Source organism: uncultured Aquimarina sp. (assembly GCF_947500065.1).
Taxonomy (GTDB): domain Bacteria; phylum Bacteroidota; class Bacteroidia; order Flavobacteriales; family Flavobacteriaceae; genus Aquimarina.
Map to the genome: position 1 here is coordinate 1,233,855 of NZ_CANMQT010000001.1, position 17,788 is coordinate 1,251,642.

Genomic DNA, 17,788 nt, shown 5'->3' on the forward strand with positions numbered 1-17,788 from the left:
AACTTATTTGCCTATACTAATTATTAAGGAATCTACAATCTTTCTATCATTAGAAAGTCGCGGTAGTTTGTTTTGTCCTCCTAGTTTTCCAATAGATTTCATGTAGGCATGAAAGCCGTCTTTTTGAACCGATCTAACCTTCAGAGTTCTTAAGACTTTTCCAACTATCAGATCGTCATAATACGTGTTTTGTTTTCGTAAGGAATTGTCAATTTGTAATGCAAAATCTTCTAGGTTATCTGGACTATTCTGAAATTCTACAAACCACTCGTGATAAGGTAATTCCGAATTATCTGGATTAATCTGAGGTGCCACTGTAAATTCTGTGATCATGACTCCTGTTGCTTCTGCTGCTTCTTTCATAGCCTGCTCCACTTCTTTACCGATAACATGTTCTCCAAAAGCAGAAATAAAATGTTTAATTCTACCAGACACCACCAATCTATATGGAGAAATACTAGTAAACATTACTGTATCTCCTATATTATATGCCCATAAACCCGCATTAGAAGAGATAAGCATTACATAGTTTACTCCAACCTCAACTTCTCCGATCGTTAATCGTTTTGGTTGTTCTTCAAAAAACTCATCTGCTTTTACAAATTCATAAAACATTCCGGAATCTAGCTGTAGCAACATTCCTTTTTCATCTTGTTTATCCTGAAAAGCAAAAAAACCTTCTGAGGCTGGATATAGTTCAATACTCGCAACCTTTCTTCCTATTAACTGTTCGAAAGTTGCTTTATAAGGTTCGTAGTTTACTCCCCCATAAATAAATAATTCGAAATTCTTAAAAAGTTCTCCAATTGGTTTTCCTGTTCTCTTCTTAAGTTTTTCAAAATACATCTGAACCCAAGGCGGTATTCCACTAATGATTGTCATGTTTTCATCTACAGTTTCATCAACTATAGCATCTACTTTTGTTTCCCAATCATCTATGCAATTAGTTTCCCAACTTGGCAACCTGTTTTTTTGAAGATATTTAGGCACGTAATGCGCCACAATTCCTGAAAGCCTTCCTAAATTGATTCCATTTTTCTCTACTAACTCTGGACTTCCTTGAAGAAATATCATTTTACCATCTACAAAAGCTGTTTTTCCACTTTCTGCGACATAACATAGAATTGCATTTCGTGCAGCCCTGATATGCGTTGGCATAGAATCAGAGGTTAATGGAATATATTTTACTCCACTTGTTGTACCAGATGTTTTAGCGAAATAAATTGGTTTTCCTGGCCACAAAACATCACTTTCTCCTTTTACCACACGGTCAACATAAGTACGTAGTTCTTCATAATCCCGAATAGGTACTTCTTTTACAAAATCTTCGTGAGTTTTTATAGTTCTAAAATGATGGTCTTTACCAAAAGCAGTATTAGCTGCAGTATTCAATAACTGCTTAAAAACACGTTTTTGGGTTTTTATGGGATTATTAGCCCATTTATTTATCTTTTTACGGATACGTTTTGCAAAAATCTTTGCCCCTAATGATTTAATAGACATTATCTGTTATTATTCAAAATCAATAAATTTTGATGGATCTGTAGGATATCCATCTCTCCATAATTCGAAATGTAAATGCGGTCCTGTAGAAAGTTCTCCGGTAGATCCTGCAGTAGCGATCACCTCTCCAGCTTTAACCAGTTCACCTTGCTGTTTTGTCAAAGAAGCATTATGCTTGTATACAGTAAGTAAACTATTTCCATGTTCTAATATGATTACATGACCCGTTTCTGAAGTCCATTCTGCAAAAATCACAGTTCCAGCAGCAGCAGCCTTGATCGGAGTATCTTTTGGCACAGCAACATCAATCGCATAATGTTTTTCGTTCACATTGTATTTTGATGTAATACTCCCTCTAACAGGTGGAAAGAGCGAAAAGTCCGTGCTAGATTTTTCACTTTCGAATAGACTGTATTTATCTTCTCTAGAAACTTCTTCCCGAAGCTTTATATCTTGCTCTGATGGATTTAAATCAACTTCTTCAGGATTTAGTTTCTGTGATTGTACGGCAGAATCAATATCAAACTCCACTGTTTTCACATCACCTGTGAGTACTTTTTTGATTGAATTATAATATTTTTGATTAACCCTTAGTGCAGTTTCTAATGAATCTGCTGTAGAAACCAATCTTGTTGCTTTTTGATTAAGTGATGTAGAAGAATATCCTGGAATGTATTCTCTTAATGGCGTAAAAGCAATTAAAATTGTTGTACAAGAAACTAAAATGATCGAAGTAATCATTAAAAGCACAAAAACATTAAGCCTAGTGAGCTTAAAGGATATTCTCTCCTCAAAAGTATCTTCGTTCAGAATTACTAATCGATACTTGTTTAGCAGCTTCTTGGTAATTCTTTTTGGTTCTTTTTTCTTTTTAGCCATAGATTAATCTACTATCAGGGCAATTGTATTTGTAACGCAAATATACATATTCTGTTTACGGATAAAAATGCTAAACTTCATATTAAAACGTTATTTAAAAGTGAATAGTCTTATTTCAAGGTGTGAATATTCTCTTAAAAGAAGTTTTTAGCTCTTTAAAAATGTCTTTTTTATTTAAATCTTGTTAACTTTGTATTCTAATTTTAAGATCATGATGTCATTAAGTGTATTTTTAGGAATGTTAGGCCCTTGGCAAATCGCGTTGATTGTTGCTGTGGTTTTACTTTTATTTGGAGGTAAAAAAATTCCAGAATTGATGAGAGGTTTAGGAAGTGGTATTAAAGAATTTAAAGATGCCTCTAAAGAAGAAGATGAAGATCCTAACAAAATAGAAGAGAAAAAATAATTCAAGCTTTTATTTTAAAGTATAAAAAAAGCCTAACCTGTGTGTTAGGCTTTTTTATTACCTATCCCGACTAAAGCTTAAGTTCTTGATTGCTTACTAGAGATTATCTCGATTCAACACAAAAACAACATCCATTCCTCATAATCAGGTACATTGTGAATTGTATAGAGATTCATTTTATTTCGAAAAGTTAATGAATTTGATGGTATACATTTCATATAGTACTTATGCCAAAAATTAATCCAATAGGTAATCTAAATTCTACACATGTTAACTTTTTCTAAAAACAATAACACTATTTACACCCAAAACTTTTAAACTGCTCACTAACAGCCTAAAAACAAGAAAAACAAACATCTAAAAGTGGTAAAATCTTCAAAATTCAACAAAATACACCTTACTTTTTTACGGTAAAACCATAAAATTTGTGTATTTCATCGAATTAAAAAACCACTTTATCTAAAAGTTTTGAATACATTTCGTAACACTATTATTTCCTCTTAACTTTGAATAAGTTAAATAAGTAACTTCATAAAGCCCCAAACTATGAAAACTATATTTTTTACCATCGCAGTTTTATTTTCTTTCTCTACCATTAGTGCTCAAGAAGTTGACACTAAAAAGACTACTGCAACTACCACTAATATTAAGGCTTCAAAAACTGATTTTTATAAGATCCTTATAAAAATGAATAATTTTGACATTACTATTAAAGAAGGTAAAAAAGAAGTTACTAATACTACTAAGAAGGATTTCTATAACTTATTATTAGAAAAGAATGGTTTCACCACTGACACCAAAAAAACTACAAGATTAACAAACAATACAATTATTACTAAAAACAACCCGGTTGTAAGTTTAGTTCCATAATTGCAAAACATTTATTAAAAATATAGATAGTGGCTGCTCCTTTTTTTAAAAGGAGTTTTTTTTGTCTTTTTGTTTTGAAAGTGCGATGAAACTTGACTTTAAGAAAGCTATGTTATTTAGTTTGTCGCAAAGTATCAATCAACCAAAGAAAGTTGAACTCTTTTTCTTGGTAAATCCACACTCATCACAGTAACCATCAGATGCTGGTTTAATTGAACCACCGCATTGACATCGCTGATATATTCATTTGCCAGTTTCGAGATATGTATCAACCCGCTTTCTTTAATACCAATATCTACAAAACACCCAAAATTAGTTATGTTATTTACAATACCAGGCAATTTCATTCCTGCTTTTAGGTCGTTAATCGTTTTTACATTTGGATCAAATTCAAAAACTGTTGCTTTCTTTCTAGGGTCTACTCCAGGTTTTTCTAATTCCTTTACAATATCCGTCAGTGTTGGTAACCCTACATTCTCTGCAATATAGTCTTGTAATTTGATTTTGGTAATTGCCGTTTTGTTTCCTATCAATTCCTCTAAAGGAACACCAACATCTTTAGCCATTTTGGAAACTAATTTGTACCGTTCCGGATGCACTGCAGAATTATCTAATGGGTTTTTAGGTTCTGAAATTCTTAAAAACGCTGCTGCTTGCTCATAAGCTTTTCCTCCTAATCTTGGTACTTTTTTTAGTTCATCTCTGGATTCTAACGCTCCATTCTCTGATCTGTAATTTACTATACTTTCTGCAAGTTTATCTCCTATCCCAGACACATAACTTAATAATGGCGCACTGGCTGTGTTTACATTAATTCCTACACTATTTACACAACTCATCACTACAGTATCGAGTTCGTTTTTTAATTTATTTTGATCTACATCATGCTGGTATTGCCCCACTCCTATTGCTTTAGGATCAATTTTCACTAATTCTGCAAGTGGATCCGCTAATCGTCTACCAATGGATACTGCCCCACGAACGGTTACGTCATAACTAGGAAATTCTGCTCTTGCAATTTTAGATGCTGAATATACCGATGCTCCACTTTCATTGACCATAAATACTTGAATTGGGCCTTCAAATGGAATTTTTTTAACAAATGCTTCCGTTTCTCTTGCTGCAGTCCCATTACCTATAGCAATTGCTTCAATTTTATAAGCATTTACTAAGGATCTTATCTTTTTTATAGCATTAGTAGTTTCTCGCTGTGGAGGATGCGGATAAATATTTTCATTATGTAGCAAATCACCTTGTTTATCCAGACAAACCAATTTACAACCGGATTTAAAACCAGGATCCAAAGCCAAAATACGTTTTTGACCCAAAGGAGAAGCTAAGAGCAATTGCTTTAGGTTTTGAGCAAAAACTGTAATTGCATTGTCATCTGCTTTTTCTTTTGCTAGATTTAACACTTCTTTAGAAATTGTAGGTGCTAACAATCTTTTATATGCATCAGCTATCGCTAGAAACATCTGATCTGTACAAGCTTCTATATTAGATTTTATCATGACATCATCAATAATATCCAATGCATCATTTTCTGGAACGGTAATTTTTACTCTTACTATCTTTTCATTTTCTGCTCTAAGAATAGCCAATAATCGATGTGAAGGGCATTTATGTAGTGGTTCTTCCCACTCAAAATATTGTTGGTACTTCTGTGCTTCATCTTCGTCTTTTTTGGTTTTAATCACAGCCGAAGATATAGCTGCTCTGCGTTGATACAATCTACGCAACCTGTTTCTCACCTTTTCATCTTCATTGATCCATTCTGCAATGATATCTCTGGCACCTTGAAGCGCTAATTCTTCATTGATAATTGTATCGTTAAGATATTGAGAGGCTACAAAAAGAATTTCTTCTTCTCGCTGTTGCATAATAATCTTAGCCAAAGGTTCTAATCCTAGCTCTTTAGCAACCGTGGCTTTTGTTTTACGTTTTTTCTTATACGGTAAATATAGATCTTCTACTTCAGAGAGTGTCTGTGCAGCTTCTATACGTTTTTGTAATTCTGGAGTCAGTGCTTCTTGTTCTTTGATAACAGAAAGAACACTTTCCTTTCTTTTTTCTAAGGTTTCAAAAGCAGCTTTATACTTTACAATTTCACCAATCTCCACCTCATCAAGATTACCGGTCATTTCTTTACGATACCTGGAAATAAAAGGAATTGTGGCCCCATCATCTAGCAATTCGATGGTTTTGGTTATTTGTTTTTCCGAAACAGGAACCTGTTTCGCAATAAAAGAAACAATATTCATTGGTTACATTTTTGAACCGCTAAATATATTATAAACCTGTTCTAAAATCAAAACTTATTAGAAATTCACTCCTTTTTTCCATTTTAGAGCAATGGAAAGTTCTAGTCAAATTTAATCGTCTTAATTATCGCTTCTAGTTCGAACATGAAGTTCCTTTTTCTAACGGATGGAGCTAATACAAAACCTTCAATTACAAATTGCCTATTGTTAGGTACATCATCAATCACATAATTCACAAAAGGACCTGCCATATATCGGTCTTTGATTTCCCAGGTACCTTTGGTTTCAAATGCGAATTTATTATCCAATTTGGTTTCGAACAAATACGGCGCATACGCTTCTTCTGTAATAAATTTCCCAGAATTGGTTGGTATTTTTAATTGTCCAATAGAATCTCTTACTTTTATAATCTTGGCGATTGTATTAGAATCTTTGGATATAGATCCTAAAGGAAGTTCATATATCATCAGATTCATATCTCCATTAGTAATATCCTTACGTAACCAAAAGAACTTATCTTCTTCTTTAGCAATTCGATATGCAGAAGGTATTTTAAGGGTAATTCCCATCTTCTCTTGCAACTGAGGAATGTATTCTACTGATTTTTTAATTCTATACTGTTTTTCTCTGGTTTCTACCTTTTTGTATTTTGAAATCATCCCTGCAGATCGTTCCTGAATCAAACGGATAATTTCATCTTCACTAGTACCTGTGATTACATACCCTAATTGTGGGGTAGCGTATTTATTTTTTGCTATATATACTTTGGACTCTTCTCCTTTTTCTATTTTAAGAAACATTCTCCTTCTTCTGGCAATACTCGTAAAAGCTTCAGTAGGTATTTGTCTCATAGAAAACAAAGGCTCTTCTTGTGGTAAGCCAGGAACTTCTGCTCCAAAATATTTGCGTATAGTGTCTCCTAAACTACCCGTCCATGATTCATTGTCAATGATCACAGATAGCTCATTTATTTTACCCAAAGATTGAGCAAGAGAACCGTCTATTTTTTCTGAAGTATCTTTTTTAGTCTCTGTACAACTAATTATACATAATACTGAGATAATGGCAAAGGTTAGTTTTTTCATAATACAAATATACTTGGGATGTGCTAATATCAAAAATAATAATATCCAGATAACAGATATAATACTGCTTTTGACATCATAAACCGTTCCAATTGCAAGTTAATACTAAAACTTTCTAAATATCTATCTCCTTAAAATACCTAATAAACAATTAATTTCTAATTATCGGATCAGGATCCAATGGGCCAAAAGCACAAGATGATGGTATGTCAATGGTTAGAACTTTAACCGCGCAAACATAACCCATCGCTTTAAAAACATCTCCATTATCTATTTGTAGTTCATATCGATACACTCTGGTGTCAAAATTTTGATCAGAAATACTAGTGCTAAAATTCTGGCTATCTTCAAGATCATAATTGTCTGTTTCAAAAACTAGGTTATTGTTCAAGAAAATCTTGACTGAGCTATTTGTGAAACCTTGGAGTCCAATAATATCAAAAGTGTCATGAAATCCATCTGCATTTGGAGTAAAAGCTTTTACAGGCTCAATCTCTGAACCTTCAGGTAAATTATTTATTTCTATGACGTAAGAATCTTCAGAACAACAACTTTTCTCTGCTATTGGAGTATCATCATTATCACTACAATTCACTGCAGAAGCAATCATTACTAAAATTAGTAATTGTTTTTTCATATAATTCGTTTGATTAAAAAAGAAAGTGTCTAGGATTTAGACAATTTCAGCTTCATACCTGGTTTGATTCCTGTACCACTGATATTGTTCCAGCTTCTGAGATTTTCTATAGAAACTCCTTTAAATTTTTGAGAAATACTCCATAAAGTATCTCCAGATTTCACCGTATACACTTCAGAGCTTCCTGGATTGGCACTTGCCACAACTTTTTTGGCAGATGTTTTCTTTTTTTGTCTTTCTACAACGGGACGGCGAGGGTAAATCGTTAATCGTTGTCCAATTCTAAGATTGTTACTTCGGAGCCCATTCCATCTCTTTATCTGGCTTACGCGAACTCCATATCTTCTGGCTATTTTTCCTAAAAAATCACCACTACGCACACGATATCTAACTCTATCATTTGCTTCGATAAACTTAGGAAGTGGTTTTTCTCGTTTATTGAATTCTTCCTGTGCTAGTGCATATAATTGATTTTCGTTTGTAACAAACTTACCTACTTGATCTAGAGGCAAACGCAATACATAGTTTTCATCTTTTATATATGGAATGATATCTAATTTATAGGAAGGGTTTAGGAATTGTAATTCTTCCATATTAATATCCATAACTTCGGAAACCTGATCTAAGGAAATCATCTGTTTTACCTTAATAGTATCGGTCTCGAAATATGCAAATTCCGGCTTTCTGGGTTTAAATCCATGTTCTTCGGCATATTCAAAAATATACATCGTTGCTAGAAATGCTGGTAGATATCCTGCTGTCTCTCTTGGTAGATTATGACGTATGTTCCAGTAATTCTTATATCCACCACTTCGTCTGATAGCTTTAGTTACATTTCCTGGTCCAGAATTGTATGATGCTAATGCTAGGTCCCAATCACCAAATACGCGATAAAGACTTGCTAAGTACTTACACGCTGCCTGTGTCGCCATAATAGGATCCATACGCTCGTCTACATAAGAGCTTACTTCTAATCCAAACATTTTTCCTGTACCAAACATAAACTGCCACAATCCGGTTGCACCAACTCTTGATTTTGCTCTAGGTTTTAACGCAGATTCTACAATCGCTAAATATTTTATTTCTAAAGGAATGTTCTGATTGTCTAACTCTTGTTCAAACAATGGAAAATAAAATTCACTTAACGCCATCAATCTTTCTAAATGTTCGTGACGATTTTTAAGATAATTCTTAATTACACTTTCCAAAGAAGGATTGTATTCTACATTAAAAGGGGTACGTGCATTTAATTCTGCCAATCTAGCTTTTAAGGTATCTGTTGGAAGATCTACATATTCTACTGGTTCATATTCTAATTCTGTAACCGATTTATAAATGGTATCAAATAAACTAGAATTATATAATTCCTGTTTCCATATAGAATCTAATTGCGCCATTTTCGGATGATCCTTCGCGGCATATAGTACGCTATCCTTAACACTGGTTTTTGTAAATGTTGTAGTTTTTAGTTCACCTATTGTACTTATTACCTTAGTTGTATCAATTACCTGAACTGTATCTTTTTGTAATGTAAGTTCTTTATCCAGCGTTAGTGTTCTGGAAACTTTCATTACTTTGCTTACAGATGAAGGGATCGTATCCTGAGCCTGCAGTGAAACAAGGCAAAAAAGAAAACTAAGATAAAACCAACAATTTTTAATCATTTCAGATATTGTTTACAATTATTCAAACTAACGGATATTTTAGGGCAATTAGTGCGATGTTTTAACAAGTTATCAACAACACTGCCGCGAAAATCGTCTTTTTTTTCTAAAGCGCAAAAAATCAACAAGTTAAAAACATAAAAAAATCAGTCAAAACGACTGATTTTTAATAAGTTTTGTCTTTATTAAGACTTTTCGTACAGAAATTTAACGCTTTTATTAATTTCCAATAGCTGCAATACCAGGAAGTGTTTTCCCTTCAAGACTTTCTAACATAGCTCCGCCACCAGTAGAAACGTAGCTTACTTTATCTCCAAATCCAAACTGTTTTACTGCAGCAACAGAATCACCACCTCCTACAAGAGAAAATGCTCCTTGCTCTGTTGCTTCTGCAATAGAATGTCCTAGCATAATGGTTCCGTTCGCAAAGTTCTCCATTTCAAAAACTCCAAGAGGTCCATTCCAAAGTATCGTTTTAGAATTCAATATAACCTGGTGAAAATTCTTTAATGTTTCTGGTCCTGCATCCAATCCTTGCCATCCATCAGGAATTGCATCTACACTCATTGCTCTGGTATTGGCATCATTATCAAAAGCATCCGCACCAATTACATCTACAGGTAAGTGTATTTGTACTCCTTTTTCTTTGGCTTTCTTTAAAATTTCTATCGCCAGCTCTTGTTTATCATCTTCACAAATAGAATCTCCTATCTGCCCTCCTTCTGCTTTAATGAACGTATATGTCATTCCACCACCAATAATTAGGTGATCTACCTTATCCAAAATGTTTTCTATAATAGTAATTTTAGAAGAGACCTTAGATCCTCCTAATATCGCTGTAATCGGTTTTTCTCCTGTTTTTAGTATCTTATCTATACTTTCTATTTCTTTTGCTAATAAACTTCCGAAACATTTTTTCTCTGGAAAGAATTGTGCAACTATTGTTGTTGACGCATGTGCTCTATGTGCTGTACCAAAAGCGTCATTGACATAGATATCGCCTAAGCTTGATAATTGTTCTGCAAAACCTGTATCTCCTTTTGTTTCTTCAGCATAAAATCTTAGGTTTTCTAACAATAATACCTCTCCTGGATTTAGTTGTGCAACTGCATCTTCTGCTTCTTGTCCGATACAATTGGCAACAAACTTGACTTGCACACCAATTACCTGAGAAACCTCATCCATAATATGCTTTAAGGAAAACGCTTCCTGAACTCCTTTTGGGCGACCCAAATGAGACATTAAAACAGCACTTCCGCCATCTTCCAGTACTTTAATAATTGTTGGTTTAGCAGCCTCGATTCTGGTATTATCAGTTACCTTAAAATTTTCATCTAAAGGAACATTAAAATCTACTCGAATTAATGCTTTTTTATTTTCAAAATTGAAATCATTGATTGTCTTCATTGGATTGGATTGATTTTTCCCAAACGAAAATAATTTTATTTCCTCAAAAACACCGAAAACTATTAGAAAAAATGCCTAATTTCTTTGCTAAAGTTTCACTTTTATTGATTTTTAGCAAAAAGAAGGTTTTAAATGAAAAAATCACATTTAATTTATATCTAAACTGCTCTGTAGATATTGTGCGCTATTCTATAAAAAATGAAAATTAATTACACGATTGGTTTTTATATCCCTCATTCCTGTTTCTCCCCCAATGGAGAAATGATAAAAGGTTCGTGGAATTAATTTTTTAAACTTTATATAAATTATATTTGCCTTATGCTTTTTTCGGAAATATTAGGGCTGGCACATATTAAAAGTTATCTCACTACGAGTGTAGAACGAGGTCGTATTCCACATGCACAACTTTTTGTGGGGCCTAGTGGAAGTGGTACATTACCCATGGCAATTGCTTATGCTCAATATATTTTATGTCAAAACAAAGATGGTGAAAACAATGGTGGGATTAATTCTTGTAACATAAAATTTGATCATCTGGCGCATCCTGATCTACATTTTGCATATCCCGTTGCTACCAATGATAAAGTTAAAAAACATCCTACTGCAAATCATTTTGCTGAAGAATGGAGAACCTTTGTGAAGAATACGCCTTATGGCAGTATTTTTGACTGGTATCTTTTGCTGGGTATCGAAAAAAAACAAGGTCAGATTGGTGTAGATGAAGCATTAGAAGTGGTAAAAAAGTTGTCATTAAAAAGCTATGAAGGTGGTTATAAGGTAATGCTGATATGGATCGCTGATAAAATGAATATCGCTGCATCTAATAAACTACTGAAACTCATCGAAGAGCCTCCAGAAAAAACAGTTTTTATTCTAATTACCGAGGATGAAGAACAACTGATACAAACCATACGATCTAGATGCCAAGTTGTACATTTCCCTCCTTTAGGGGAACAGGTAATTAAAGATGCCATAAAGGAATCAGAGAATCTTTCGGATGCTGAAGCATTAAAAATTGCTCATCAGGCAAATGGAAATTATAACAAAGCATTGCATTTATTGCATCACGATGGTGGTGATGAACAATTTGAAGATTGGTTTATACAATGGGTAAGAACTGCTTTTAGAGCAAAGGGAAATAAATCTGCTATTAATGATTTAATTAATTGGAGTGAATCCATTGCAGGTTCTGGAAGAGAAACACAAAAGAAATTTTTGAAGTATTGTCTTGATTTTTTCAGACAAGCTCTACTAGTAAACTACGGCGCAGAAGATCTTGTATTTCTAGAACCTAAAACCGATGGTTTTAAGCTTAAAAACTTTGCTCCTTTTATTCATGGCGCTAATATTATGGATATAAGTAATGAACTACAGGATGCTATTTATCATATCGAACGAAATGGTAATGCAAAAATTATTTTGACCGATTTATCTATTAAACTCACAAGATTACTGCATAAAAAAGCAGTATAACTTGTTGGTTTTACAACCTATATAATTTGTTATTATCTCAAAACTAAATTCAATTTTATGGACAACTTTATGACTCACCTGGTCTCCATTACTATTTTACTATTCTTACTTATTACTTTTTTACAATCAGGCATTGATAAAATTACAGATTGGAAAGGTAATCTTAGTTGGTTAACAAGTCATTTTTCAGCTACTTTTTTGGGTAAGATGGTACCGTTACTTTTAGGTACGATTCTAATTATTGAAGTCATTACTGCTATATTTTGTGTTATGGGTATATATCACTTGATCGCAGATAACCACACGGGATTTGCCATTGGTGCTATGTTTTCTGCATGTATAACATTATTAATGCTTCTTTTTGGTCAAAGAGTAGCAAAAGACTATCAAGGTGCATTAACCATTACTTGTTACTTCATAGTTGCTATTTTTGGGCTATATGTAGTAACCTCTTAAAAGGTTTAAAAAACAAAAAGAGCACTGTAATAGTGCTCTTTTTATATTCTATTTTATTCGTTACGCTATTCCTTTAGCATTTTTATAATTTTTTTATCTCCTTTAATCGTTTCCACTTCGGTGAAGTAAACTCCATTTTCCAGACGACTGATATCAAAAGTCTTTTGTGTAGTTTCTAAAACAACCTTACCAGATATATCAAAAACGCTAATACTTTTCACCTCAGTATTGATATTAACAATTGTATTTGCTGGATTCGGATACAAGTTGATTTTAGAAGTTAAAACATCTTCTATGCCTAGCAAATTAGCATCCGCTCTAAAATAATATATTTTTGTGCTTTGCCTTGACCTAGTGTTGAATGTAATCACAACTCTATATTGTCCAGATTCTGTAATTGTACAACTTGAGCCTGTTTGAAAATCAAACCAATCTGAACTACAACTATCGTCGGTAGTTGGACAATTTTCTTCAAAAGAAACATTACAATTAATCTCATCTAGTTGTTGCCAAATGATTGATACTACATTCGTAAAAGATAAATCTACTACTTCTCCGTTTTCATCTTCAATACTAATTACTGGATAACTTTGTCCAGTAATTGCACAGAAAAGAATTTCATCTGCATAATCAACAATTGGATTATCCTCTGTAGTTTCTACAGTAACTTCCTTAAAATAAAAACATCCATTACTATCAATAACTTTAACAATATAATCTCCAGCTGTATTTACAATAAGTATATTACTATTTTGAGAAGGAATAATAACAGAATCGCCTGTAGCATCTAGCAATTCATATGTATATCCTCCTATTCCACCTGATGCCGTTACCTCTATTGCTCCATCGTCATTTATAGATACTGGCGTAACTGATAATGCTATATCTACGACAGATTGACTAATAACAATATCAAGAACCGTTTCTGGGCAACCATTTATATCTTCAATTTCTACTCTATAAGTTCCCGGTACCAAACTATCAAAAACATGTTGTCCAGCAATTCCATCAATATCATCTTCTATAAATACGGACAAAGGATTGTTACCTCCATCATATAAAGAATACAAGTATGGAGCATTACCTCCTGTAGCAAGAACTGTAATTGAACCATTTTCAATACCATTACAGGTAGTCACATCTTCTTGTTCTACAGAAACAATAAATTCTGCTGGTTGTACTATAGTAAAAGGAACACTCTTAGAACAAGCTTCACTAATTACCTCGTATACATATTCTCCCGCTAATAAACCAGAAAAAGTGCTTGTAGTCTGTGGATCAACGCTAACAGTGCTGCCCAAATAATCTGTTCCGGTTATTGCATAAGAATAGAAGCCAGATCCACCAGTTACCATAGAATTAATAACCGCTGTTGATCCACCAAAGCAAATAATCTGAGTTCCTGACAAATCTAACACAACATCTATCTGTGGAACCTCATTAACTGTAACATTTGTTGCAGCTACGCAACCATTACTATCTCTTACAAATAAGATATATGTTCCTCCTTCTGTAAACGTAAAAATAAAGGAGCTTGCATCTGCGTTAGAGGGAAAATAGTTCATATTATCCAAACTAAATACATAGGGTGGTATTCCTCCCGATGCTACTAAACCAACTTGAGCTTCCGCACTATCACAACCGATTTCTTCAATAAAATTTATATCAGTTACTATAGGAGATGTTTCGAGAATAACAAAATTGTCATCATAGCTACATCCTGTATTATCATTAGTAACACTAAGGTTATAAACTCCCGCAATTAAATTAGGAATTGTAATTGTATTACTTGTAACATTATTATCAATAATCGGAACAGAATTATCAGCGGTTAATTCATACGTATATGTCTCTGCAGTAAGGTCTATTCCGTCTACTACAAAAGTTACCAAACCAGTATCTCCGCTACATAATCCATCTGTAGTAATAATAGAATCTATAGTTATTTCCTGTATTGGATCTATAGTTACTGCTCCAATATTTATAGGACAAGCTACTGTATCAGTATCCCTGATAAAAACACTATATGTTCCGGATGTTAATCCTGTAAAAATTCCAATAGTATTGCTAAAATCTATTCCATCTAAGCTGTATTCATAACTGCCGTTGCCACCTGTTGGATTCATTACTGTTATTTCACCAAATTGAATACCACCTGAACTACATATATATTCTCGTGTAATAGCAACATCAGCGGTTATTGGAATAGGTGCAGAGATTGTTACTGTTTCGGTAAAAACACATGCTTCATCATTCGATAAAACCTCTATGTTATAAGTCCCAATATCTAATGCATTAAATATGAAATCAGGAGAAGTTACTGAGCCTGATGATATATCAAATGGAGTCGTTGCGCTACTAATATTAAATACATAACTTGGATTACCTTCTACAACAGTTATATTGATTCCTCCAAGGTCACCAAAACAAATTGGTTGAATAGCATTTACTGAGATTAAAGGGTCTGTTCTATTCAAAACTACATTTGACTGAAAAATACAGGCCGTAGGTAATCCATTATTTTGGCGTGCGATTATTTCATATACGCCTTCTTCTACTAATCCTGTAAATTCTGGAGACACCTGATAAGGAGTAGTTTCCCCTTGTGGCCTAACTAATTGATATTCATAATCCAGGGAAGGATTTGTAACTCTAATTATTCCTTCAGAATCACAAACAATATCTCTTATTACTACAGCGTTTACTGCATAATCATTTATAAAAATCTTGAAATAAAAATCTTGAATACAACCTCCATCAAATTCTACACGAATTCTATATTCTCCCGCTTCAGTAACTATAAAATCTCTGGTAGTAGCAACCTGTACCCAATCTGGATCACATGTGCTGTCCAAAGTAGGGCAATCCTGATCTCTAACAACAGTAGAACAAGCAGCTGGATCTAAACGCTCCCAAACAATACTAGTAGTATTTACAAAACCTGAATCTAAATATTGCTCATCTCCTGCACCACACAAAAATAATTCGGGTAAAAGATCTCCTGTTATTGGACAGGTTCGAATATTTCCATTAACTAACGGATCATTTGCGATAGCTATTACTGGATTTTCCACAGAACCAAAATCATTTACCGTCCAGATTTCCGTTTGGTCAAGACAATCAGGGTTTCCCGTTTTATCCACTTTATATAAACCTGCTGCGCTTACCGAAATTATTTGTGAATTTCCTATTATAGTATTTGTACTTAAATCCGTCCAAACATATTGAGGAAAACCACTCTCTGCTACAATATCAATAGTACCTGAACAAATTAAGGTACTAAATTCTTGATTACAATCACCTGAAGTATCCAAAAAATTCGGGGGTGCAGGAAGTGTAAAAGAACAAGAGGCAGGCTCAGAAAGTGTTGTATCAAAAGCTACTATTCCTGAACTTTGTCCTGTATAAGAAACAAGAAACGTATTAACTATATCTCCACGACACGCATCTCGTAAATCTCTACAACTATCAACTACCCTTACCCCAAATCGAAACGTTAATTCAGGATCTAAACGCTCTACAGAACTATCGTCAAACGTAAAAACAACTTCACGATTAGCATCATTATATATTGCAGTAACTCCCTCTGGAGTTATCGAGCTTCCTTGAACAAAATCTATATTATCAGCAATAGACGCAACAACACTTACACTTGTAAGATTTTCATTTCCTGTATTTTGAATTATAAAATCATAGAAAAATTCTTGTCCAAATTGTAAATCACCTCCTGTGATATCTATTCCATCAACATCCAGTACTCTTGTATATCCGGTTAATTCTGGTTCTACAACTTCTATACTAAAGGTATTCAAAAATACTCTATATAAATCCCCTTCTGTACTTGCAACAAACTCTACAGAAGATTGATTATTACCAATAATAGTGTTTCCCACGTTGGGCAGATTAAACATATCCGCATCAAAACCCAAAGTATTCTCCGAGGCAGGATTACGAGCTGTATTATACGCACCATCTACCGAGATTGAACTGTTAAAAAAGTTAGTAGCACCATTAACCGGATCCGCAGATAATGGAATAGGAAGTCCTCCTAAAGGAGCTGCATTAATTGCCAACCCATCACCTGGAATGCCAAAATCTCCTTCTAATGTCGCAATACCAAACTTAGCATTAACGGGGTTAGGTGCTGGTGGCGTTTGAAAACCAGTGTATTCAAATGTTTCTGAAGAGTTTTCAGCGTTTATTTCCAAAAACCCATGCTGAGTACTAAATTGTTTTCTGCTAAGAGAAGGATCCTCATATATTATTACCATTACCCAACCAGAAGAAATACCATTATCGGATGATGTGAGGCCTGTTGCTGATCTTACATTGGCAACAGTATAGGTTCCGTCTGGATTAGTTAATGCTTTAAGCTCTGCTGTGACATCAGCATAACATACATATGAAATATCTTTGCTTGCAATATCATTAGGGTTTGTTACCGTATTCCTGTATCCATCATAAATGACACCATTACCTCCAGACTCTGCATTCACATCAATATAATTTGATGTCCCTGGTAATTTAAGTTTAACAGCTCTAAAATCAGGTCTGGAATCTACTAAGGGAAGATTATCTAATTGAGGGCTATTATTGCCATTTGCAGCATCTACTCTATCTATATAATAAGTAGCTGACCAATATAATCCTGCATACGCTACTTTTGGACAATCAGCTCCACTTATAAAATCTGCGCTACTTGAACTAAATGTAGTTCCATCATTATCAATGTCTATATAATTTTGAGTCAACCGATCATTAAAAGAGCCTCCATTATAAGGGTTATTAGGGTTATAATTGGTTGTATCTCCGGAGAAAAATGAATTACCTGTTCCACTCTGATCCCCACTAAGGCCTGTAACAGCATTAGCAATAATTTTCATATCTCCTTTTAGAGTAAGATTACTCGAATTATTTAATGGAGGTGTAAATGGGACCTCCTGAGCGAAAGAATTCAAAACACTTAATTGATTTATCAAAATAAGTATTGTAGTAATTTTAAAAAATAGTTTTGTTTTCATAGGTCCTAATTATTCGTAATCAAATATTTATTGGTATAAGTTAGTATTCAAAAGAATAAAAATGTTACCCTGTTTTTTCCTTTTATTTATATTTTTTTAATTGACAAAGGTATCTTTTTTGCACAA

12 protein-coding genes are annotated in these 17,788 nt (G+C 33.7%); 4 read left to right on the forward strand and 8 right to left on the reverse strand.

What is annotated here, in order from left to right; all coding sequences use genetic code 11:
• Window positions 1-3: 3 nt before the first annotated feature.
• Together Q0975_RS05515 and Q0975_RS05520 are read right to left on the reverse strand one after the other, a co-directional pair.
• A complete protein-coding gene (locus tag Q0975_RS05515; protein ID WP_299434167.1) occupies window positions 4-1,503 on the reverse strand; it encodes a GH3 auxin-responsive promoter family protein in 1,500 nt (499 codons plus the stop codon).
• A 9-nt stretch (window positions 1,504-1,512) separates the two neighbouring features.
• Window positions 1,513-2,382 (reverse strand): M23 family metallopeptidase, encoded by an 870-nt coding sequence (locus Q0975_RS05520; protein ID WP_299434169.1) that lies wholly within the window; start codon window positions 2,380-2,382, stop codon window positions 1,513-1,515.
• Between the two features lie 211 nt (window positions 2,383-2,593).
• Here Q0975_RS05520 and tatA point away from each other — a divergent pair, with 211 nt between their 5' ends.
• Window positions 2,594-2,788, forward strand: a complete 195-nt coding sequence (tatA, locus tag Q0975_RS05525) for a twin-arginine translocase TatA/TatE family subunit (protein WP_299434171.1) — start codon at window positions 2,594-2,596, stop codon at window positions 2,786-2,788.
• 546 nt (window positions 2,789-3,334) lie between these two features.
• Complete coding sequence (locus tag Q0975_RS05530) at window positions 3,335-3,658, forward strand: hypothetical protein (protein ID WP_299434173.1); 324 nt, start codon at window positions 3,335-3,337, stop codon at window positions 3,656-3,658.
• A gap of 134 nt (window positions 3,659-3,792) precedes the next feature.
• Here Q0975_RS05530 and Q0975_RS05535 read toward each other — a convergent pair whose 3' ends face one another.
• The 5 genes from Q0975_RS05535 to Q0975_RS05555 all read right to left on the reverse strand — a co-directional run bounded on the left by Q0975_RS05535 (window position 3,793) and on the right by Q0975_RS05555 (window position 10,712).
• Window positions 3,793-5,919 (reverse strand): Tex family protein, encoded by a 2,127-nt coding sequence (locus Q0975_RS05535; protein ID WP_299434175.1) that lies wholly within the window; start codon window positions 5,917-5,919, stop codon window positions 3,793-3,795.
• Window positions 5,920-6,020: 101 nt separating this feature from the next.
• Entirely contained in the window at window positions 6,021-7,004 is a 984-nt protein-coding gene (locus Q0975_RS05540; protein ID WP_299434177.1) for a DUF4837 family protein, read from the reverse strand.
• Between the two features lie 151 nt (window positions 7,005-7,155).
• Complete coding sequence (locus Q0975_RS05545; RefSeq protein WP_299434179.1) at window positions 7,156-7,641, reverse strand: gliding motility-associated C-terminal domain-containing protein; 486 nt, start codon at window positions 7,639-7,641, stop codon at window positions 7,156-7,158.
• Between the two features lie 29 nt (window positions 7,642-7,670).
• The gene (locus tag Q0975_RS05550; RefSeq protein WP_299434181.1) at window positions 7,671-9,305 is read right to left on the reverse strand and encodes a LysM peptidoglycan-binding domain-containing protein; all 1,635 of its coding nucleotides are present in this window, start codon (window positions 9,303-9,305) and stop codon (window positions 7,671-7,673) included.
• 219 nt (window positions 9,306-9,524) lie between these two features.
• Complete coding sequence (locus Q0975_RS05555; RefSeq protein ID WP_299434183.1) at window positions 9,525-10,712, reverse strand: phosphoglycerate kinase; 1,188 nt, start codon at window positions 10,710-10,712, stop codon at window positions 9,525-9,527.
• A 318-nt stretch (window positions 10,713-11,030) separates the two neighbouring features.
• On the opposite strand from Q0975_RS05555, the gene Q0975_RS05560 reads away from it, so the two are divergent.
• Window positions 11,031-12,185: a DNA polymerase III subunit delta' gene (locus Q0975_RS05560; protein WP_299434185.1), complete on the forward strand. Its 1,155-nt coding sequence runs from the start codon at window positions 11,031-11,033 to the stop codon at window positions 12,183-12,185.
• A 57-nt stretch (window positions 12,186-12,242) separates the two neighbouring features.
• A complete protein-coding gene (locus tag Q0975_RS05565) occupies window positions 12,243-12,641 on the forward strand; it encodes a DoxX family protein (RefSeq protein WP_299434187.1) in 399 nt (132 codons plus the stop codon).
• Between the two features lie 65 nt (window positions 12,642-12,706).
• Here the strand turns inward: Q0975_RS05565 and Q0975_RS05570 are convergent, their stop codons facing one another.
• The gene (locus tag Q0975_RS05570) at window positions 12,707-17,662 is read right to left on the reverse strand and encodes a T9SS type A sorting domain-containing protein (RefSeq protein WP_299434189.1); all 4,956 of its coding nucleotides are present in this window, start codon (window positions 17,660-17,662) and stop codon (window positions 12,707-12,709) included.
• Window positions 17,663-17,788 lie beyond the last annotated feature (126 nt).